Below are 17,989 nucleotides of genomic sequence, written 5' to 3' on the forward strand. Positions count from 1 at the left end.
CACGCTCCCCGGACGGGGCAGGTCCGGCCGGACGGCACCCGGACGCACGTCCGCGGAGGGACGACCAGCCGGAGGCCGGGGGAGGGCCGCCTACGCCGGGTCCGCGCCCGCCGCGTCCAACAGGCCGGTCCAGTCCGGGATCTTGACGGTGCGTCGGCCCAGGGAGCGGCCCAGATCCTCCTCGGCCGACTCGATGGCCAGCCAGCCAGGCCACTCCACCGGGTGCAGGCCCGCCGCCCGCAGGGCGGCCAGCGGGTCGTCCGGCAGCTCGCGCCGGGCCAGCGCACCCGCGTCCTGGAGCAGTGAGGACACGGTCTCCTTCGCGCACGGACGGTTCGTTCCGATCACTCCGGTCGGGCCCCGCTTGATCCAGCCCGCCACGTACTCGCCGACCGAGGCCCGGCCCGCGCGCAGCACCCGCCCCGCGGCGTGCGGAACCGTGCCCCTCGCCGGGTCGAACGGCAACCCCGTCAGCGGGACGCCCATGTACCCCACCGAGCGCAGCACCAGCTGCGCCCCGACGTCCTCGTGGACGCCCGTCCCGGTCACCCCGCCGTGCCCGTCCGGGGCGGTCCGCTCGAAGCGCACCCCGGCGACGCGGCCACCGGGCCCGCCGAGGATCTCCACCGGGCGCAGATAGAACCGCAGCGCGATGCGGCGCGGTTCCCGGCCGGGCTCCTCGTCGGCCCAGCCGCGCAGCACCTCCAGGTTGCGCCGCGCCACCGCCGGCAGTGCGGCGGCCGCGCCCGGGTCGGCGTACATCGGGTCCAGCGCCAGCTCCGCCGGGTCCGCCCCGATGTCCACGCCCGGCAGCGTGCCCAGTTCGCGCAGTTCCTTCGTGGTGAACCTGCCCTGGGAGGGCCCGCGCCGGGCCACCATGGAGACCTTGCGCACCCCGCTGTCCGCGAGCGCACCGAGGGCCGGCTGCGGCATGTCCGTCGGAGCCAGCTCCGCCGTGCCGCGGGCCAGGATCCGGGTCACGTCCACCGCGACGTTGCCCGCCCCGACCACCACCGCCGCGTCGACCCCGGGCAGGCCGAAGGCCTCGGCGGCGGCGTCCGGATGCCCGCTGTACCAGGACACGAAGGCCGTCGCGGAGTGCACCCCGGCCAGTTCCTCGCCGGGGATGCCCAGCATCCGGTCCCGCGCCGCGCCCACGCAGTACACGACCGCGTGGTACAGCTCCAGCAGCCGCTGCGCGGGCAGGGCGGTCCCGCCGACCTCGACGTTGCCGAGGAAGCGGATCCGCTCGTCCTCCAGCACGGTGCGCAGGCTGCCCTGCAGCGACTTGATCTTCTCGTGGTCCGGTGCGACCCCGTACCGCACCAGCCCGTACGGGGCGGGCAGCCGGTCCAGTACGTCGACCAGCACCCCGGGCACCTCGCGCTGCTGGACCAGCGTCTGGGCCGCGTAGACCCCGCTGGGGCCCGATCCGACGACGGCGACACGAAGCACGGCGGAGCTCCTCCCGCAGGTGGTTCCAGCATGGCACCGGCACGCCCGCTCGGTCAGCCCATCGTGCGCATCCGGTGGATCTCGGCGCTCTGCGTGGCCACCACCTCGTTGGCCATCTCCTCGACGGCGACGTTGTTCCCGCCGGCCAGCGCCTCGCCCGCCATCGTCAGGGCCCCCTCGTGGTGGGCGGTCATCAGCTTCAGGAAGAGCCGGTCGAAGTCGGCGCCCCTGGCCGCGGTCAGCTCCTCGAGCTGCTGCGCGGTCGCCATGCCCGGCATCGAGCCGTGGTCGTGGGCGTGTCCGTGCCCGGGTGCTGCGGTGCCGGAGCCCGCCGCCGGTGCCGGATGGCGGTCCAACCATTTCTGCATGGCACCGATTTCGGGGTTCTGGGCGGCGGTGATCCGTTCCGCCAGCCGTTTGACCGGTTCCGCCGCCGCCCGTTCGGGAGCCAGTGCGCTCATCGTCAGGGCCTGCCGGTGGTGTTCGATCATGCGCTGCACGTACGCGTGGTCGGCGGCGTTCGGGCTGTCGTCGGGCTTCGCCCGGGCGGCCTGTTCGGGGGTGAGGGTGCGTGAGGTCTCGCCGGGTCTGCCCGGCGCGACGATCGAGGCCGGCCCGTCGTCGGCCCGGTCCGCTCCGTCGTCCTGGCAGGCGGTGAGCGTCAGCAGGAGGCAGGCGGTCGCCGCCACCGCGGCGAACCGGAGAGGCCGCGCGGACAAGGCCGCGATGCCCCGGAGGTCTTTTGCCATGTCCATGAAGGGAAGATACTGCCGGGGTCCTGGTTCCGTTCCCCTGCGGACGGAACCGATCGGGCTCCCATGGGAGGCACAGTGACCTCACTACGCACCAGGACAGTGGGCAGCAGGAGGGTGGGGGTGGCCGTTCTCGCGGCCGGTCTCCTCACGACCCTCCTCGCGGCCGGGCCGGCGGCGGCCACCCCAGACCCCGGCGATTTGACGCCCGGCCACGGCAACCATCAGGGCGCGGGCACCCTCGACGGCCCGCAACTCGCCCCGGGCGACATCCCCGGCCAGGACGAGATCGTGCACAGCGCCAACATCAAGCCCCTGGCCAACATCCCCTCCACCGATGCCACGGCGATCAACACGGACCTCGCGTTCCAGGGCAGGTACGCCTACGCGGGCAACTACAACGGCTTCACCATCTACGACATCGCCAACCCCAAGGCGCCGAAGAAGATCACCGAGGTGCTCTGCCCCGGCGGGCAGAACGACATCTCCGTCGACGGCGACCTGCTCTTCCTCTCCACCGACTCCTCGCGCAGCGACGACTCCTGCAACAGCGTCTCGCAGCCCGCGACGGAGAAGTCCTCGTGGGAGGGCATCAAGATCTTCGACATCAAGGACAAGAAGAACCCCCGGTACGTCAAATCCGTCGAGACGGCCTGCGGCTCCCACACGCACACCCTCGTTCCCGGCCGCAAGGACATCTACCTCTACGTCGCCTCCTACTCGCCGAACGAGGCCTTCCCCGACTGCAAGCCGCCGCACGACGGCATCTCCGTGGTGAAGGTCCCGAAGAAGAGCCCGACCGAGGCGGCGGTCGTCGCCTTCCCGGTGCTCTTCCCCGACGGCGGCAACCCGGGCGCGCCCACCAACCCCGGCGTATCCAAGACAACCGGCTGCCACGACATCACCGTGCTGCCCTCGAAGGACCTGGCCGCCGGCGCCTGTATGGGCGACGGCATCCTCTTCGACATCAGCAGGCCCGAGCAGCCGCGCGTCATCGACCGGGTGCAGGACAACGTGAACTTCGCGTTCTGGCACTCGGCCACCTTCAACGAGCGTGCGAACAAGGTGGTGTTCACCGACGAGCTCGGCGGCGGTGGCGGCGCCACCTGCAACGAGGCCACCGGCCCCGACCGGGGCGCCGACGGGATCTACGACATCGCCGGCCGCGGTGACCAGCGCAAGCTCGTCTTCCGCAGCTACTTCAAGATCCCGCGCCACCAGGCCGACACCGAGAACTGCGTGGCCCACAACGGCTCGCTGATCCCGGTCGGCGGCGGCCGCGACATCATGGTGCAGGCCTGGTACCAGGGCGGCGTCTCGGTGTGGGAGTTCACCGACTCGTCCCGGCCCCGGGAGATCGCCTACTTCGAGCGGGGACCGCTGACGACGGACCGGCTGAACCTGGGCGGGTCCTGGTCGGCGTACTACTACAACGGACACATCTACTCGAACGACATCGCCAAGGGCCTCGACGTGCTGCGGCTCGACGACAAGCGCACCGACAGTGCCAAGCGGGTCCGCCTGGACCGGCTGAACGTACAGACCCAGCCCGAGTACCGCTGAACCGCGTGAGATCAGGGGTGTGAGGGGAACGTTCCGCCGGGCGGCCCGCCGTCCGGCGGAACACCGAGGTCCCAGTCCAGCCCGTAGCGCTGGAACAGCTCCGCCCGCAGCCGGGCGGCCGGCATCGGGGCCCCGGGCAGCAGCACCGCCACCACCGCGCCCATCAGCAGGGCGCGCAGCAGCGGGTAGTCCGCGTCCACGTCCTGTGAGCCGTACCGGGCGACGGTGTCCCGCAACAGCTCGGCCAGCCGCTGCTGCTCCGGGCACTGCACGAAGCCCTCGGCCGTGAGGATGCCCGCCATGTGCGTCCGCATCAGCAGCGGTTCGTCCCGGGCGAGGCCCAGGATCGCGTCGATGGCCCGCGCGAGCCGCTCGCGCCCGTCCTCGCTGCGGGGCTCCCGTTCCAGCGCGGCGTACAGGGTGAGGTGCATCAGCCGGTGCACGGCCGACTGCAGCAACTGCCGTTTGCCCGGGAAGTAGTACGAGACCAGGCCGCGCGCCGCGCCCGCCCGGTCGGCGATGTCGCCGAGGGTCGTCGCCTCGTAACCGCGCTCGGCGACGAGCTCCACCGCGGACCGCAGCAGTCGCTCCCGGGAACGTCTGCGCAATTCTTCATTGACCGATGCGCTGCGCGGGGACATGCTTACTCCTGCGTTGACTGGCTCACGGCCAATATACTCAGCGCACGGGGTCGCCTGCTCTGGGTGACACGGGGGATCATCCAGGGCAGGCCACGCCACTCACCGGCCCGCCCCGGCTCCAAGGGCCCGGCCGCGCGCCGTAAGCGGGTCCGGCCTCAGGGCTGCGGTGTCGTCGTCGCCATGCCGTTCGGCCCGCGGACGGCGTCCAGAACGGCCTGCCCCTGGCTGTCCACGAATTTGGTGAACAGCTGCTGGGAGTAGCCGAAGATGATGGCCCACGCGATGATCTGAGCCGTGGAGTCCAGCGCGCTGAGGCCCGGAACGAAGCCGCCGCGCATGAGGAGCAGTCCCAGGGGAGCCGTGAGGGCTCCGGTCGGCAGCTTCAGCAGGGCGAGGACGACCGGTACGTTGTACGGCAGTGCGGTCCCCCTGATCCGCCGCAGGCTCGCAGCGGAGGCGATGGCCGCGGCCACGACGCCGACGGTCTCGACCACGATGTAGTCGTACTTCCGTGCCGTGTCGGCGATCATGGCGGTGGTCGGCGGCGTCCTGCCGGTGTCCGCGCTGTACGTCGGGCACACCACCTCGTACTCGCCGCCGCTCTCCGGAGTGAAGCAGAGCGGGATCGCGTTCTTCCACGCGAAGGTCATGACCGCGACGGCGGTCGCGGCCAGGAACAGGGCTCCGGTCACGGAGACGGTGATCCACACGAAGCTGCGGACGCGGAGGGTCTCCCTGCGCAGGAGCCGTCTGGCGTGGCTGACCGTCTCGGCGAGGAAAGCGCGCTCGCTCGGCGTGAGGGCGGCGGCCGGCGTGTTCGGATCCAGCTCGTCGTGCTGGATCTTCCGGGCCAGTTCCGCCGCCCGGATGCGCCGCGGGTCGTCGGCCGCGAAGTGCTCGTCGATCAGCGCCAGCATCTGTGGGAGCAGCGCCTTGATGTCCTCGCCGGAGGCCATCCAGACCATGAGGTTCAAGGTCGTGTCGACGTGCGACTGGGCGACCCCGAGGTGCGCCGCCCGCCGTACGCGCGGATGCGAGTGGTGCTCCAGCACCGAGCGGGCCTGGCGGAGCCCCTCGACGGCCCTCTCCGCGTAGGCCGGGGCCAGATCGCGTCGCTCCGGGTCGGCCGACGCCCGGGTCAACAGGGCGTCCAGGATGGCCTCCAGCTCGGAGATCCTCGCCCGCAGCCCTTCCTTCTGCTCCCACGGGCCCATCTCCGCGCGGGACGCGCTGAACGGCATCCGGACGCGGAGCCAGCCCTTCGCCTGCCCCAGCCACCCCTTCCCGGCCGGTGGCCCACCCTGCACGTCCGCCATCGGGCCTCCCTCGCTCGGATCGCGGCTCCACGATGGGCGTCCGCAGCGGCGGGGGCGCGCCCGCGCGGCGGCCCGCTCGCTCGGTCGGCCGACGGGTTTCACCGCAGAAACGATGTGGCGGGTACGCCGATCGGCCCCGGGGCGGCCGGCCCCGGGGCCGCTCCCTCAGCGTTCCTGCGGACGCCGGACGGGTCTGCGGCCGCGGACGCACACCGACGCCGCGAGGACCACCATGGCGGCGCCCAGCAGCCAGCCCGCCAGCACGTCCGAGAACCAGTGCACGCCGAGGTAGAGCCGGGTGAAGCCGACGCCGAGCACCGTGACGGCCGCCGCGGCCCAGGCGGCCGGGGCCCACCCCGGGGCCGGGCGGGGCATCAGCCACAGCAGCATCCCGCACACCACCGTCGCCGTCAGGGCGTGGCCGGACGGATAGGCCGCGTAGTGCGCCGAGTCCACCGGGTCCGACCACACCGGACGCTCCCGCCCCACCGCCGCCTTCAGCCCCTGCTGCACCACTGATGCCGCCACCACCGCCAGCGCCACCCGCACGGCCCGCTCGCGGTCGTCGCGCCGCCACAGCAGGAAGAAGGCCACGGCGGCCAGCACCCGCATGGTCCACGGGTCCCAGACCCAGTCGGACAGCACCCGCATGGACCACGTGACCCCGGGGTGGGTGACGGCATGGGCGTGCAGGTCCCGCGCCACCCGTTCGTCGTAGGCCGGCAGCGGCTGCCAGCCCGCCACCACCAGTGCGGTCAGTAGCCCCACGAGCAGCGCACAGCCGATGCCCACCCAACGAAATAGATCGTTCCGCATAGGGCGATCCTTGCACCGGCGCCGGGCGGACGGGGCCGGGCACCACTACGTCAGGGCGCTCAGCCCCGGTACGAAGGCCACGAGCAGGGGGATCGCCGGCACCAGCGTGGCCAGCGCCGTCAGCTGCAGCCGGCGGCCCGGCGAGAGCCTGGGCGCGGCCGACAGCAGCCTGCGCACCCGCTGCGGAACGTGCGCCTCCGGCGCCGAGGAGGCCGCGAACACCCCGCGGTCCTCGTTGAGTCCGACGAGCGCCAGGGCGACCGTGAGCCGGCCGAACCGCCGCGAGGCCATGTCGTCCGCGGCCAGCTCCACCAGGCGGTGCATCTCCGCCTCGAAGGCGGCGAAGACCGGCACCTGCGGGAAGCCCCGGGACAGCGCCCGGGAGCAGTGCAGCAGCCAGTCGTGCCGGGCCGTCGCGTGCCCCTGCTCGTGTGCCATCACGGCGTCCAGCTGGCTGCCCTTGAGCCGGCCCAGCGCCGCCGTCGTGACCACCAGCTGCGGAGCCGCACCCGGCAGCCACCAGGCGTCCGGCCGCGGACCCTCCAGTACGACGAGCCGCGCGCCCACGGGGTCCTCCCCCGGCAGCAGCGGGGCCCGCTCCAGCAGTTCGCTGCCCTGCGCGCGCCGCCTGGCCCGCGCCCGCAGCACCTCGCCGGTCAGCATCGCCGCCGTCCACAGACCGCCGCCCGCGAGGGCGAGGGCGGTGACGGCGGCCCAGGGGCCGCCGGACGGGCCGAGGGCGTAGGCGTCGACCACCCCGTGCGGGGCGGCGGCGAAGAGCCGGCCCCGGACGGCCTGCCAGGCCGCGGCGGCGCTCAGCAGCATGGACAGTCCGAAGCACAGCAGCACCGCGCCGACGACGCACTGCCACACCCACAGGGCCACCACCGGCTCGCGCTCGGGCCACTGGGCCCGGGCCAGCAGACGGGGAGCGAGCAGCGCGGTCAGGGCGCCGAGCGCAAGGAGGGCGGCGGGGACCATCATGGCCACCAGCCTATGAGCGAGCGGCTACCTGCGGGTATGAGACGGGGGCATTGGTGACGCAGGACACGTTTCGAGGGCCCCGTCACATCGACGGCAGCATCGCCAACATCCCCATTCCCATGGCGAGTCGGCACGCCCTGGCGAGCTCCGTGGGCGCGCCGTGCGCGGGCGCGGGCGCGGGCGGGGGCGACGCGGACGGGGCTGAGGGCGCGGGGACCGGACCGCCCGCGGTGAGCAGCCGCGTTCCGCCGAGCACCACGTAGCCGGCGTAGTAGAGCAGGAGGCTCCCGGTCAGCAGGGGCGGCCCCGCGCCGTGCCCGTGGCCGCCCCCGGCCACCGGCGCGGCGGTCATGTAGACCATCGTCAGCGAACCCACGAGGTGGTGGGCGTGGTGCGCCCCGCCCCGCAGCAGCCACAGGGCGTGCAGGGCCGCGGCGCAGAAGACCACCCCGAGCACGGGCTGCCGCCACGCGCCGCCGCTGCCGAGGGGCACCGCCATCAGCGCCATGCCGAACCCCATCACCGCCTCCCCGGCGGCGGCCCCGCCCGACCCGTGCGCCCGCCGCAGGCAGTACGCGCCGCTCACCGCGCACAAGAGGACCAGCAGCCAGGAGGAGAGGGAGGCGGACAGGGACGAGGCGGATCCGTGCACGGCGGAACCTCCCGGTTCGTCGGCGTCACGTGGAAAGATGCCCTCCTCGCGCAGTGCTCACGCGGCCCGGGGATAGGCTCTCCCCGCCGTCCCAGGCATGTCATATGCCACCGCACCGAACGGAGCGCCCATGTCGACCGCCCAGCCCGCAGCCCTCAGCTTCCGCAACGCCGTCGAGGCGGACGTACCGGAACTGGTGGCGCTCGTGGAGTCCGCGTACCGCGGGGACGCCAGCCGGGCCGGATGGACCACCGAGGCCGACTACCTGGACGGACAGCGCACCGACCCGGACGCGGTCCGCGCCGTCATCGACAGCCGGGACGGCGTCCTCCTCGTCGTCGAGCGGGCGGGCGAGCTCGTCGCCTGCTGCCACATCGAACACCGTGGCGACCACGCCTACTTCGGGATGTTCGCCGTCCGCCCGGGCCTCCAGGGCGCCGGCCTCGGCAAGGAGATCCTCGCCGAGGCGGAGCGCCGCGCGCGTGACACGTGGGGCGCCCGGGAGATGCGGATGACGGTGGTGAACGTGCGGGAGGAGCTCATCGCCTACTACGTGCGCCGCGGCTACCGGCGCACCGGCGAGCTGAGCCCCTTCCCCTACGGCGACGAGCGCTTCGGCATCCCGCGCCGCGACGACCTCGCCTTCGAGCTCCTCGTCAAGCCACTCTAGGGGCCTTCCGCCGCTCAGGCGGTGAAACGGCCCGTGCTGCGGATCTCCGGGAAGTCCGTGGTCACGCCGTCCAGTCCGAGCGCCCGCGCCAGCCGCAGCTGGTCCAGGGTGTTGACCGCCAGGCCGGTCACCCGCAGGCCCGCCGCGTGCGCCGCCTCCACCGCCTCCAGGGAGATCCGGTGGATGTCCAGGGAGATCGTGGCCGCGCCCGCGCCCAGCGCGCGGCTCACGACGGCCTCGGTTCCCGCGCCGAGGGACTCCACGAACAGGGCGGTCCGCACGCCCGGCACCCGGCGGGCCGCCTCGGCGAGCACCGCCTCGTCCGCGGAGGCGATCTCCACCCGGGAGACCAGGTCGCGGCGCAGGAGCAGCTCCGCGAGCGCCCCGGCCGCCGCCCGGTCCTCGACCGCCACCTGCAGCGGCGAGCGGACCGCGTCGAGCACCTCCTCGAACACGGGTACGCGCTCGCCCTGACCGGCGTCCAGCCCGCGCAGCTCGGCCAGGGTCAGGTCGGCCACGGCTCCCGAGCCGTCGGTGGTCCGGTCCACCTCGGGGTCGTGCACGGCGACGAGGACGCCGTCCTTGCTGAGCCGGAGGTCCAGGGCGATCCCGTCCATGCCGGAACGTTCCGCTCGGAGATACGACCGCAGGGTGTTCTCAGGCTCGACACCCATGACCCCGCGGTGACCGATGGTGAGGAAAGTCAAGGTTCTCTCGCTTCCGTCGACGGCGGCTCCCCGCGCGGTCGCGGTGTCCCGACCGGCCGCGCGCGATGAGGTCGCATGCTAGTGCGCCGGTCGTGGATAGGGACCGTGCGTGCACGGCCCCGCCGAAGCGTCACCGACCGCTTCCCGCCAGGGTTGTGCGCCCCCGGACGGGCGCCCGCGGCCCTGCCGCGTCACCCGGGCGTGGGCGCGTCCCCACCGGCTTGACGCCCTGGCGTCCCGTCCCGCGCGGTGAGTTCCGCCAGGTCGGCCAACAGGGCCTCGCCCAGCTCCAGTTCGGCCAGATGCTGCCGCTCGCTCCAGCGCAGCGCCAGGGCCGGGAAGGCCCATTCCGGCACACCGGCCGCCTCCTGTGCGGCCTCCCGTACGGCGGCCAGCTCCTCCCGGGTGCGTTCCAGGTGCTCGCCGACCATCGCGCGCAGCCGCGCCGGTTCGGCCAGGTGGCCGAGCCAGACCCGCAGCAGCAGCCCGTGCTTGAGCACCGGGGGTCCGGCCTCCGTGGGGTCGGCGGCCCAGCCGGACAGGGCCTCGCGCCCGGCCGCGGTGATGGCGTAGCGGCGTTTGGCCCGCGCCTCCTCGGGCCCCGAGCGCGCGGAGGACGCGTACCCCAGTTCCTCCAGACGGCGCAGCTCCGCGTAGATCTGGCTGATGGCCGGCGACCAGTAGAAGAAGCGCAGCGAGGAGTCCGCCCACTTCTTCAGCTCGTAACCGGTCCGCTCGCCGGGGAAGGACAGCAGGCCGAGGACGGCCCACGCGGTCGGCGGAAGGTCTTGCTTCTTCGACTTATGACTACTAGTCATATTCCGCATTGAAGTAGGACCGGGCACGGGACGCAACCCTGGAGGCACCGTGAAGTTCTCCGTCATCTTCGAGGCCCAGCTGGCCGACCCGACCGTCGAACGGGAACACCAGGTCATCCATGACTGCGTCGAGCAGGCCGTGCTCGCCGAGCGCATGGGATTCGACCGGATCTGGGCCGTGGAGCACCACTCCCTGAAGTGGTACGCCCACATGTCGGCCCCCGAGGTCTTCCTGACCTGGGTCGCGGCCAGGACGCGCACCATACGCATCGGGCACGGCGTGGTGTGCATGCCCTTCAACTTCAACCATCCGGTGCGGGTGGCCGAGCGGGCCGCCATGCTCGACCTGCTCTGCGGCGGGCGCCTCGACCTCGGCGCCGGGCGCGGCGGCACCGAACAGGAGACCTCGCTGTGCGGGGTGGACAAGGAGCGGACCGCGGCGGAGGTCGAGGAGGCCCTGCGGATCATCGGCAGGGCCTGGCAGGAGGAGGAGCTGGAGTACCACGGTGAACTGATCGACATCGACCCCCACCCCATCCTGCCGCGGCCGCGGCAGACCCCGCACCCGCCGCTGTTCCTGGCGTGCAGCCGGAGCGACACCCTGGTCCAGGCGGCCGAACTGGGCATCGGAGCACTGGTGATGGGCTTCGCCGGGCCCGGTTCGATCGCGCAGATGCGGTCCGTCTACGACGCCGCGATCGCCGGGCGCGACGGGAGCCGTTTCGTGTCCACGGTGGTGAACGACCACTTCTCCGTCCTGTGTCCCACCATCGTGCTCGACGACGGCGAGCAGGCGCGGCGCATCGGGACCCGGGGCCAGCGCTTCTTCGCCCAGTCCATCGGCCACTGGTACGGCGGTGCGGGCGTCCCGGACGAGGCCGTGGTCGCGGGCGCCGACGAGCCGGGGGAGATGCGCAGGGCCGCCGAGCAGGTGGTGGCACGCCTGCACGAGCTGGACATCCCGGTCCGGCCGACCTCGACGGCCACCTTCAACGCCGACCACGCCTACGGGACCGCCGACGACGCCATCGCCTACGTGGAGCGGCTCCGGGCGGCCGGGGCCGACGAGATCATGTGCCTGATCCAGATGGGCACGGTGGAGCAGGAAGCGTGCATGGAGACCCTGCGCCAGTGGGGCGAGAAGGTCATACCGTACTTCCGGAGCCTGTGATGGGCGGCCGTCCGGAGCCCGGGGCGTCCGCGGCCCGGAACCGTCTGGACCCGGCCGCACTGCCGTACGCCGACGCCCTCGCTGCCTCCTTCCCGGACCTCGGCCGCGGTGTCACCCGGGCCGACGAGGCCCGGCGGATCCTGGCGGCCGCGCCGCGCCCGTCCGGCGGCCCGCCGCGCGTGGGGGCCGTGGCGGACCGGACCGTACCCGGGCCGCCGGGCGCCCCGCCCGTACCCGTGCGGATCTACCGGCCCGATCCCGGGCGGTGGCCCGGGCCCCGTCCGACGGTCGTGTTCTGCCACGGCGGGGGGTGGGTCCTGTGCGACCTGGACACCCACGACACCCTCGCGCGTCACCTGACCCGGGCGGCCGGTGCGGTCGTGGTCTCGGTGGACTACCGCAGGGCTCCCGAGCACCGCTTCCCGGCCGCCGTGGAGGACGCCCACGCCGCGTTGTGCTGGGCCGGCGCCCACGTGGACGGGCTGGGCGGCGATCCGGGCGCCCTGGTCGTGGCCGGGGACAGCTCGGGCGGCAACCTGGCGGCCGCTTCGCTGCTGCTGGCCCGTGAGCGCGGGGGACCGGCCGTCGCGCTCCAGGCACTGGTCTACCCCGCGCTGGACGCCGCCCAGGACAGCGGGTCGTACCGGAGCGCCGCCGAGGGCTGCTTCCTGACCGCCGCGCACATGCGCTGGTTCTGGGAGCAGTACCTCGGTCCCGGCGGCGACGCCCGGCACCCGCTGGCCTCCCCGCTGCGCGCCGACCCCGCCGGGCTGCCGCCCGCCCACCTGGTGGTCGCCGGGTGCGATCCGCTGCTGGACGACGGCCGTGCGTACCACCGGCGGCTGACCCGGAGCGGGATCCGGTCGGTTCTGGATGGCCACCCCGGCATGTTCCACGGCTTCCTGGGACTGGCCGGGGTACTGCCACAGGCATGTGAAGCCTTGGCGCGACTGGGCGGAGCTATCAGTTCCACCCTGATGAACGGGAAGACTTTCGGTGAAGCGGGGGGTGACGCAGGATAATTTCCCGAATCACCTCTTGAGTAGGAGAGCCTCGCGCGCATACGCTGTGCGGACGTGAGGTTCTCCTGTGGAGGAAGTGACATGACGGAAACTCTTGTGCCGGGCGTCGGCGGTGCCGTGATATCCGCTGGGGCGCGGGTGGTCGACCACCCTGCGTGGCCCGAGCTCAAGGCCGCCGTGGAGGAGATCCGCCCCTGGCAGGCGGCCGACGGTTCCATCGACTTCGAGGTGGAGGGTGAGCACGCCCGCGCCACCGTCCTGGCCGCGGTCGAGCGCGTGATCGGCGCCGTCGAGACGCTGTCCCCGCTGCTCCCGCACGCCACCGCGTACCATGAAGCGCTCGTCGCCGACCTGCGCAAGTGGGCCGCGGACGACTTCCGCGTGCCGGACTTCCTCGACTCCCTCATGGCCTTCCACCCGGCCGCCGAGCGCGCCGACGGCCTGCAGCACCTCGTCGTCTTCCCGATGTACACGCAGAACGGCAACCCGGACCGCAACCTCGAGGCCGTCGTGCTGAAGATGGTGTGGCCCGAGTGGCTCTCCGAGCTGGAGCGCACCCGCTACGACAACCCGCTCTTCCTCGGCATCACCTTCGAGGACTTCACCCCCGGCTACGACACGCACTCCGCCGTGCTGTTCCCGGAGACCATCGCCGTCCGCGAGGCCCCCGAGCGCTTCACCTGGGGCGGCATCTTCTGCGACCGCGAGGCCGCCCGCTACCGCAAGGTGACCGCGGCCGCCGTCGACATCCTGGGCATCGACCTGCCCGAGGACATCGCACGCATGGTCGACGACCAGGAGCGCTGCGAGAAGGCCTTCGTCCTGTGGGACATGGTCCACGACCGCACCCACAGCCACGGCGACCTGCCGTTCGACCCCTTCATGATCAAGCAGCGCCAGCCGTTCTGGATGTACGGCCTGGAGGAGCTGCGCTGCGACCTCACCGCCTTCAAGGAGGCGGTGAAGCTGGAGTCCGAGGGCAACGAGCACGGCCGTGACGTGCAGTACGCCGTCCTCTTCGACCGGATGTTCCGCTTCCCGGTCTCCGGCGACCGCAACCGCAACTACGACGGTCTCGGCGGCCAGCTGCTCTTCGCCTACCTCCACAAGCACGACGTCGTGCGCTGGACGGACAACAAGCTGAAGATCGACTGGATGCGCGCCCCGCAGGTCACCAACCAGCTCTGCGCCGAGATCGAGGACCTCTACCGGGCCGGCATCGACCGCCCGAAGCTGGTCCACTGGTTCAAGGCCTACGAGCTCGTCTCGACCTACCTCGCCCCGCACCCGGGTTCCAAGTGGGCCAAGGGCGCCGACGCGCTCGACCTGACGCAGCCGCCGCGCAAGCTCGTCGACGACGTGCTTCCGGACGAGTTTCCGCTCAGCATGTTCTTTGAGGCGCTCGCCAAGAAGCTCAAGGGCACCATCGCCTCGACCAAGGGCATCACCGCTCTGAACGCAGAGCACGCCGAGCGGGTCGCCGCGTGAGCACTCGCCCACAGGAGGCTGCACAGATGAACGGCTCCGGGAACGGCAACGGGAAGCTGAGCGGAGCGGTGGTGGCGGTGGCCGGGGCCGGCGGGCCCGCCGGCCGCGCCGCCCTGCTCCGCCTCGCCGAGGCGGGAGCGGTGGTCGTCGCGTCCGACGCCGATCCGGCCCGGCTCGCGGAGGCCGTGGACGCGGCCCGCTACGCCCACGGCGGCGCCACCATCACCGGTGACACCGTGGACCTGCTCGACCTGGACGCCACCAAGGCCTGGGCCGAGCAGACCGAGAAGGAGTTCGGGCGGGTCGACGGACTGGTCCACCTCGTCGGAGGCTGGCGCGGCAGCAAGACGTTCACCGACGTCGACCTCGCCGACTGGGCCTTCCTGGAGAAGCTCCTGATCCGCACCGTCCAGCACACCTCGCTCGCCTTCCACGACGGGCTGCTGCGCAGCGACCGCGGGCGCTACGTCCTGGTGAGCCAGTCCGGCGCGCACAAGCCGGTCGCCAACAACGCCGCGTACAACGCGGGCAAGGCGGCCGCCGAGGCCTGGACCCTCGCCATGGCGGACTCCTTCCGCAAGGCGGGGGGTGACGAGGGTCCCGGCGCGGCAGCTGCGATCCTGGTCATCAAGGCACTGGTGCACGACGCAATGCGCGCCGAGCGTCCCAATGCGAAGTTCGCGGGCTTCACCGACGTGAAGGAGCTGGCCGAGGCCATCGCCGGCGTGTGGGAGCGGCCCGCCATCGATGTGAACGGACAGCGTCTGTGGCTCACTCCGCAACCGTGAAGACCGATGCCCGCCGGCACCACGACCCGGCAGTGCGCGGCTTCGCCAGCGACAACTACGCGGGGGTCCATCCGGAGATCCTGGAGGCCCTCGCCCTCGCCAACGGAGGTCACCAGATCTCCTACGGCGAGGACGAGTACACCGAGCACCTGCAGAAGATCATCCGCAGCCACTTCGGTGCGTACGCGGAGGCCTTCCCGGTCTTCAACGGCACCGGCGCGAACGTCACCGCCCTGCAGGCGATGACCGACCGCTGGGGCGCCGTGATCTGCGCCAAGAGCGCCCACATCAACGTGGACGAGGGCGGCGCGCCGGAGCGGATGGCCGGCCTCAAGCTGCTCGCCGTGCCCACCCCTGACGGCAAGCTCACGCCCGAGCTGATCGACCAGGAGGCCTGGGGCTTCGAGGACGAGCACCGCGCCATGCCGCAGGTCGTCTCGATCACCCAGAACACCGAGCTCGGCACGGTGTACACGCCGGACGAGATCAAGGCCATCTGCGAGCACGCCCACGGGCTCGGCATGAAGGTCCACCTCGACGGCGCCCGGATAGCCAACGCCGCGGCCTCGCTCGACGTGCCGATGCGCACCTTCACCAACACCGTCGGCGTCGACGTGCTGTCCTACGGCGGCACCAAGAACGGGATGATGTTCGGCGAGGCCATCGTCGTGCTCAACCCGGACGCGGCCCGGCAGATGAAGCACATCCGCAAGATGTCGATGCAGCTCGCGTCGAAGATGCGCTTCGTGTCGGTGCAGCTGGAAGCGCTGCTCGCCAAGGACCTGTGGCTGCGCAACGCCCGCCACGCCAACGACATGGCGCAGCGGCTCGCGGCCGGTGTCCGGGAGACCGACGGCGTGGAGATCCTCTACCCGGTGCAGGCGAACGCGGTGTTCGCACGGCTGCCGCACGAGGTGTCCCGGCGTCTGCAGAAGCGTTACCGCTTCTACTTCTGGGACGAGGCCGCGGGCGACGTCCGCTGGATGTGTGGCTTCGACACCCAGGAGGAGGACGTCGACGGCTTCCTCCAGGCCCTGAAGGAGGAGCTCGCCCGCTAGTCGGCCGACCTCTGGACGCAACCGCATAGGTATGCCACCCCTCGCAAAATGATTGATTCGCGATGGGTGGCACACCTATGCTCCGGGCCATGCAGCTGATCCAGCAAAGCCCCCACCTCTTCGCGTACTTGGCCTCGGATGAGGCCATCGACCACTGGCATCCCGTGGTGCTGGAAGCGGCGGACCGGCTCTGGTCCGCCACCGGCGACGCATACTCATACGCCCAGGCGGCCTTCGAGTACGTTCGCGACGACATTCCGCACTCGGCCGATTCGGGCGACCCGCGGGTCGCCTGGCGGGCCTCCGAGGTGCTGGGCACGCGCAACGGCATCTGCCACGCGAAGTCGCACGCCCTGGTCGCCCTGCTGCGCGCCCAGGGGATACCGGCCGGGCTGTGCTACCAGCGCCTCGCCGACGACGACGGCTCGCACCCGCTCGTCCACGGGCTGATCGCCCTGCGCCTGCCCGGAGGTGACCGCTGGAGCCGGCTCGACCCGCGCGGCAACAGGCCGGGGGTGGACGCGCGCTTCGACCTCGTCGAGGAGCGCCTGGCCTTCCCCGTCCGCCCGGAGCTGGGCGAGGTCGACCACCCCGAGCTGTACGCGGCCCCGCACCCGGCCGTGCTCGCGGCGCTGAAGGATTCCACCGATCGCCAGGACCTGTGGCGAAGGCTGCCGACGGCGCTCCGGTGACGCCGCGGCCGACGGGGGCCGGGGTGTCAAGCCACGTGATGCCGGGGCGTGACGGGCGGCGGGGGGCGGGGCGTACTGGAGGTGTCCGTTCCGCCCTCTCGTCCGAGGAGAACCGTCATGACCCACCCCCTTCGCCCCCGACGCCTGGCCCTCTTCGCGGCCACCACCGCCCTGGCCGCCGGAGCCGTACTGGTCCCCACGACCGCGTTCGCCGCCCCGCAGGCGGTCCCGCACGACGTCGTGGCGGAGAAGGACGCGCCGGGCGGGAACCGCCACGGCGCGTGGCAGAAGGACGGCGCACGGGGCAAGGAGCGTCCGGGCAAGGGCGGCTCGAACGACGGGAAGCACCGTCCGAAGGAGCCGCAGTGGCAGTGCATCACCGCCCCGTGCGGTCCCCCCGGCAAGGCCGGCTCCGACCACGGGAAGCACCGTCCGAAGGAGGAGCCGCAGTGGCAGTGCATCACCGCTCCCTGCGGACCTCCGCGCGACCCGGCCGACGACGGCCGGACCTACCCGGCCTGAGCCGCCGCCCAGGCGGGTGGGGCGGGCTCAGCCCGCCTCGCGGACCTGGGCCGCGGTGGGCGCCGTACCGCCCAGGTGGGCCGGCAGCCACCAGGTGTCCTCGGGGCCCCGCGGCTTCTCCGGGTAGGCGCGCTGGGCCGCGTCCAGCAGCTCCTGCACGCGCTCGCGCAGCCGCCGCGTGATCGCTCCCGCGTACTGGTCGGTGGGGGCCTCGATCGGCTCCCCCACGCGCAGGGTCACGGGGATGTGGCTGCGCTTGAAGTTCTTGGGACGGCCCTTGGTCCACAGGCGCTGCGTACCCCACAGCGCCACCGGGATCAGCGGTACGCCGGCCTCCTGCGCCATGCGGGCCGCACCCGACTTGAAGCTCTTCAGGGTGAAGGACTGGGAGATCGTCGCCTCGGGGAAGACCCCGATGATCTCACCGGAGCGCAGCGAGTCCAGCGCGTGCTGGTACGCCGTCTCGCCCTGCTTGCGGTCCACCGGGATGTGCTTCATCGCGCGCATCAGCGGACCGGACACCTTGTGCCGGAACACCGACTCCTTCGCCATGAAGCGCACCAGGCGCTTCTGCGGCCGCGCCGTCAGCCCGGCGAAGATGAAGTCGAGGTAGCCGATGTGGTTCGACACCAGGACCGCACCGCCCTTGCGGGGGATGTTCTCGGTGCCCTTCATGTCGATGCGGATGTCCAGCGCGCGGAACAGCCCGTGCGCGGCGCCGATCACCGGAGGGTAGACGAGCTCAGCCATCGGGAGACCCGCTTTCTGCCTGGGGAGGTGCTCCCGGCCGGAAGTTACGGAAGCGTAGGTACGCGACCATTGGGGATGGTGCCCCAAACGAGGGCCGCTGGCCAGTCCAGACGCCCCTGCCCGG

At 72.4% G+C, this 17,989-nt stretch carries 19 protein-coding genes; 9 read left to right on the plus strand and 10 right to left on the minus strand.

Annotated elements, in window-relative coordinates; all coding sequences use genetic code 11:
- Positions 1-90: 90 nt before the first annotated feature.
- A complete protein-coding gene (locus tag IH80_RS0117560; protein WP_030961514.1) occupies positions 91-1,455 on the minus strand; it encodes an FAD-dependent oxidoreductase in 1,365 nt (454 codons plus the stop codon).
- 53 nt (positions 1,456-1,508) lie between these two features.
- Positions 1,509-2,204 carry a DUF305 domain-containing protein gene (locus IH80_RS0117565; protein WP_107056846.1) on the minus strand — a complete coding sequence of 232 codons (696 nt, stop codon included), beginning with the start codon at positions 2,202-2,204 and terminating at the stop codon, positions 1,509-1,511.
- Between the two features lie 69 nt (positions 2,205-2,273).
- On the opposite strand from IH80_RS0117565, the gene IH80_RS0117570 reads away from it, so the two are divergent.
- Positions 2,274-3,770: an LVIVD repeat-containing protein gene (locus IH80_RS0117570; RefSeq protein WP_051809472.1), complete on the plus strand. Its 1,497-nt coding sequence runs from the start codon at positions 2,274-2,276 to the stop codon at positions 3,768-3,770.
- An 11-nt stretch (positions 3,771-3,781) separates the two neighbouring features.
- Here IH80_RS0117570 and IH80_RS0117575 read toward each other — a convergent pair whose 3' ends face one another.
- The 5 genes from IH80_RS0117575 to IH80_RS0117595 form a co-directional block, all read right to left on the minus strand.
- Positions 3,782-4,411 carry a TetR/AcrR family transcriptional regulator gene (locus tag IH80_RS0117575; RefSeq protein WP_030961520.1) on the minus strand — a complete coding sequence of 210 codons (630 nt, stop codon included), beginning with the start codon at positions 4,409-4,411 and terminating at the stop codon, positions 3,782-3,784.
- Positions 4,412-4,566: 155 nt separating this feature from the next.
- Entirely contained in the window at positions 4,567-5,727 is a 1,161-nt protein-coding gene (locus IH80_RS39430) for a hypothetical protein (RefSeq protein WP_051809474.1), read from the minus strand.
- A 165-nt stretch (positions 5,728-5,892) separates the two neighbouring features.
- On the minus strand, positions 5,893-6,543 hold the full coding sequence (locus tag IH80_RS0117585) for a phosphatase PAP2 family protein (RefSeq protein ID WP_078906590.1): 651 nt from the start codon (positions 6,541-6,543) through the stop codon (positions 5,893-5,895).
- A 45-nt stretch (positions 6,544-6,588) separates the two neighbouring features.
- Entirely contained in the window at positions 6,589-7,527 is a 939-nt protein-coding gene (locus IH80_RS0117590) for a M56 family metallopeptidase (RefSeq protein WP_030961525.1), read from the minus strand.
- Between the two features lie 82 nt (positions 7,528-7,609).
- The gene (locus IH80_RS0117595) at positions 7,610-8,179 is read right to left on the minus strand and encodes a DUF5134 domain-containing protein (protein ID WP_030961526.1); all 570 of its coding nucleotides are present in this window, start codon (positions 8,177-8,179) and stop codon (positions 7,610-7,612) included.
- 130 nt (positions 8,180-8,309) lie between these two features.
- Between IH80_RS0117595 and IH80_RS0117600 the strand changes: the two genes are divergently transcribed.
- Positions 8,310-8,849: a GNAT family N-acetyltransferase gene (locus IH80_RS0117600; RefSeq protein WP_030961527.1), complete on the plus strand. Its 540-nt coding sequence runs from the start codon at positions 8,310-8,312 to the stop codon at positions 8,847-8,849.
- Between the two features lie 14 nt (positions 8,850-8,863).
- Here the strand turns inward: IH80_RS0117600 and IH80_RS0117605 are convergent, their stop codons facing one another.
- Positions 8,864-9,556 carry a glycerophosphodiester phosphodiesterase gene (locus IH80_RS0117605; protein WP_030961528.1) on the minus strand — a complete coding sequence of 231 codons (693 nt, stop codon included), beginning with the start codon at positions 9,554-9,556 and terminating at the stop codon, positions 8,864-8,866.
- A gap of 191 nt (positions 9,557-9,747) precedes the next feature.
- Positions 9,748-10,374, minus strand: a complete 627-nt coding sequence (locus tag IH80_RS0117610; RefSeq protein WP_037880290.1) for a PadR family transcriptional regulator — start codon at positions 10,372-10,374, stop codon at positions 9,748-9,750.
- Between the two features lie 49 nt (positions 10,375-10,423).
- Between IH80_RS0117610 and IH80_RS0117615 the strand changes: the two genes are divergently transcribed.
- The 7 genes from IH80_RS0117615 (at position 10,424) to IH80_RS0117645 (ending at position 17,115) form a co-directional block, all read left to right on the plus strand.
- Positions 10,424-11,545 carry an LLM class flavin-dependent oxidoreductase gene (locus tag IH80_RS0117615; RefSeq protein ID WP_030961533.1) on the plus strand — a complete coding sequence of 374 codons (1,122 nt, stop codon included), beginning with the start codon at positions 10,424-10,426 and terminating at the stop codon, positions 11,543-11,545.
- The gene (locus IH80_RS0117620) at positions 11,545-12,567 is read left to right on the plus strand and encodes an alpha/beta hydrolase (RefSeq protein WP_078906591.1); all 1,023 of its coding nucleotides are present in this window, start codon (positions 11,545-11,547) and stop codon (positions 12,565-12,567) included. The genes IH80_RS0117615 and IH80_RS0117620 overlap by 1 nt, the downstream gene beginning before the upstream one ends.
- 81 nt (positions 12,568-12,648) lie before the next feature.
- Complete coding sequence (locus IH80_RS0117625; RefSeq protein ID WP_030961536.1) at positions 12,649-14,055, plus strand: DUF6421 family protein; 1,407 nt, start codon at positions 12,649-12,651, stop codon at positions 14,053-14,055.
- A 26-nt stretch (positions 14,056-14,081) separates the two neighbouring features.
- Positions 14,082-14,843, plus strand: a complete 762-nt coding sequence (locus IH80_RS0117630) for an SDR family NAD(P)-dependent oxidoreductase (protein WP_030961537.1) — start codon at positions 14,082-14,084, stop codon at positions 14,841-14,843.
- Positions 14,840-15,901: a threonine aldolase family protein gene (locus IH80_RS0117635; RefSeq protein WP_030961538.1), complete on the plus strand. Its 1,062-nt coding sequence runs from the start codon at positions 14,840-14,842 to the stop codon at positions 15,899-15,901. The genes IH80_RS0117630 and IH80_RS0117635 overlap by 4 nt, the downstream gene beginning before the upstream one ends.
- 89 nt (positions 15,902-15,990) lie before the next feature.
- The gene (locus IH80_RS0117640) at positions 15,991-16,593 is read left to right on the plus strand and encodes a transglutaminase-like domain-containing protein (protein ID WP_030961540.1); all 603 of its coding nucleotides are present in this window, start codon (positions 15,991-15,993) and stop codon (positions 16,591-16,593) included.
- 117 nt (positions 16,594-16,710) lie between these two features.
- The gene (locus IH80_RS0117645; RefSeq protein WP_030961541.1) at positions 16,711-17,115 is read left to right on the plus strand and encodes a hypothetical protein; all 405 of its coding nucleotides are present in this window, start codon (positions 16,711-16,713) and stop codon (positions 17,113-17,115) included.
- A gap of 27 nt (positions 17,116-17,142) precedes the next feature.
- Here IH80_RS0117645 and IH80_RS0117650 read toward each other — a convergent pair whose 3' ends face one another.
- Positions 17,143-17,865 carry a lysophospholipid acyltransferase family protein gene (locus IH80_RS0117650; protein WP_030961542.1) on the minus strand — a complete coding sequence of 241 codons (723 nt, stop codon included), beginning with the start codon at positions 17,863-17,865 and terminating at the stop codon, positions 17,143-17,145.
- Positions 17,866-17,989 lie beyond the last annotated feature (124 nt).

This window comes from Streptomyces sp. NRRL S-378 (assembly GCF_000720645.1).
Taxonomy (GTDB): Bacteria; Actinomycetota; Actinomycetes; order Streptomycetales; family Streptomycetaceae; genus Streptomyces.

Bases quoted from the DNA above. Each gene is read 5' to 3' on its own strand.
- IH80_RS0117565 (WP_107056846.1), bottom strand. From the start codon at position 2,204: ATGGCAAAAGACCTCCGGGGCATCGCGGCCTTGTCCGCGCGGCCTCTC.
- IH80_RS0117570 (WP_051809472.1), top strand. From the start codon at position 2,274: ATGGGAGGCACAGTGACCTCACTACGCACCAGGACAGTGGGCAGCAGG.
- IH80_RS0117575 (WP_030961520.1), bottom strand. From the start codon at position 4,411: ATGTCCCCGCGCAGCGCATCGGTCAATGAAGAATTGCGCAGACGTTCC.
- IH80_RS39430 (WP_051809474.1), bottom strand. From the start codon at position 5,727: ATGGCGGACGTGCAGGGTGGGCCACCGGCCGGGAAGGGGTGGCTGGGG.
- IH80_RS0117585 (WP_078906590.1), bottom strand. From the start codon at position 6,543: ATGCGGAACGATCTATTTCGTTGGGTGGGCATCGGCTGTGCGCTGCTC.
- IH80_RS0117590 (WP_030961525.1), bottom strand. From the start codon at position 7,527: ATGATGGTCCCCGCCGCCCTCCTTGCGCTCGGCGCCCTGACCGCGCTG.
- IH80_RS0117600 (WP_030961527.1), top strand. From the start codon at position 8,310: ATGTCGACCGCCCAGCCCGCAGCCCTCAGCTTCCGCAACGCCGTCGAG.
- IH80_RS0117610 (WP_037880290.1), bottom strand. From the start codon at position 10,374: ATGACTAGTAGTCATAAGTCGAAGAAGCAAGACCTTCCGCCGACCGCG.
- IH80_RS0117620 (WP_078906591.1), top strand. From the start codon at position 11,545: ATGGGCGGCCGTCCGGAGCCCGGGGCGTCCGCGGCCCGGAACCGTCTG.
- IH80_RS0117625 (WP_030961536.1), top strand. From the start codon at position 12,649: ATGACGGAAACTCTTGTGCCGGGCGTCGGCGGTGCCGTGATATCCGCT.
- IH80_RS0117630 (WP_030961537.1), top strand. From the start codon at position 14,082: ATGAACGGCTCCGGGAACGGCAACGGGAAGCTGAGCGGAGCGGTGGTG.
- IH80_RS0117640 (WP_030961540.1), top strand. From the start codon at position 15,991: ATGCAGCTGATCCAGCAAAGCCCCCACCTCTTCGCGTACTTGGCCTCG.
- IH80_RS0117645 (WP_030961541.1), top strand. From the start codon at position 16,711: ATGACCCACCCCCTTCGCCCCCGACGCCTGGCCCTCTTCGCGGCCACC.
- IH80_RS0117650 (WP_030961542.1), bottom strand. From the start codon at position 17,865: ATGGCTGAGCTCGTCTACCCTCCGGTGATCGGCGCCGCGCACGGGCTG.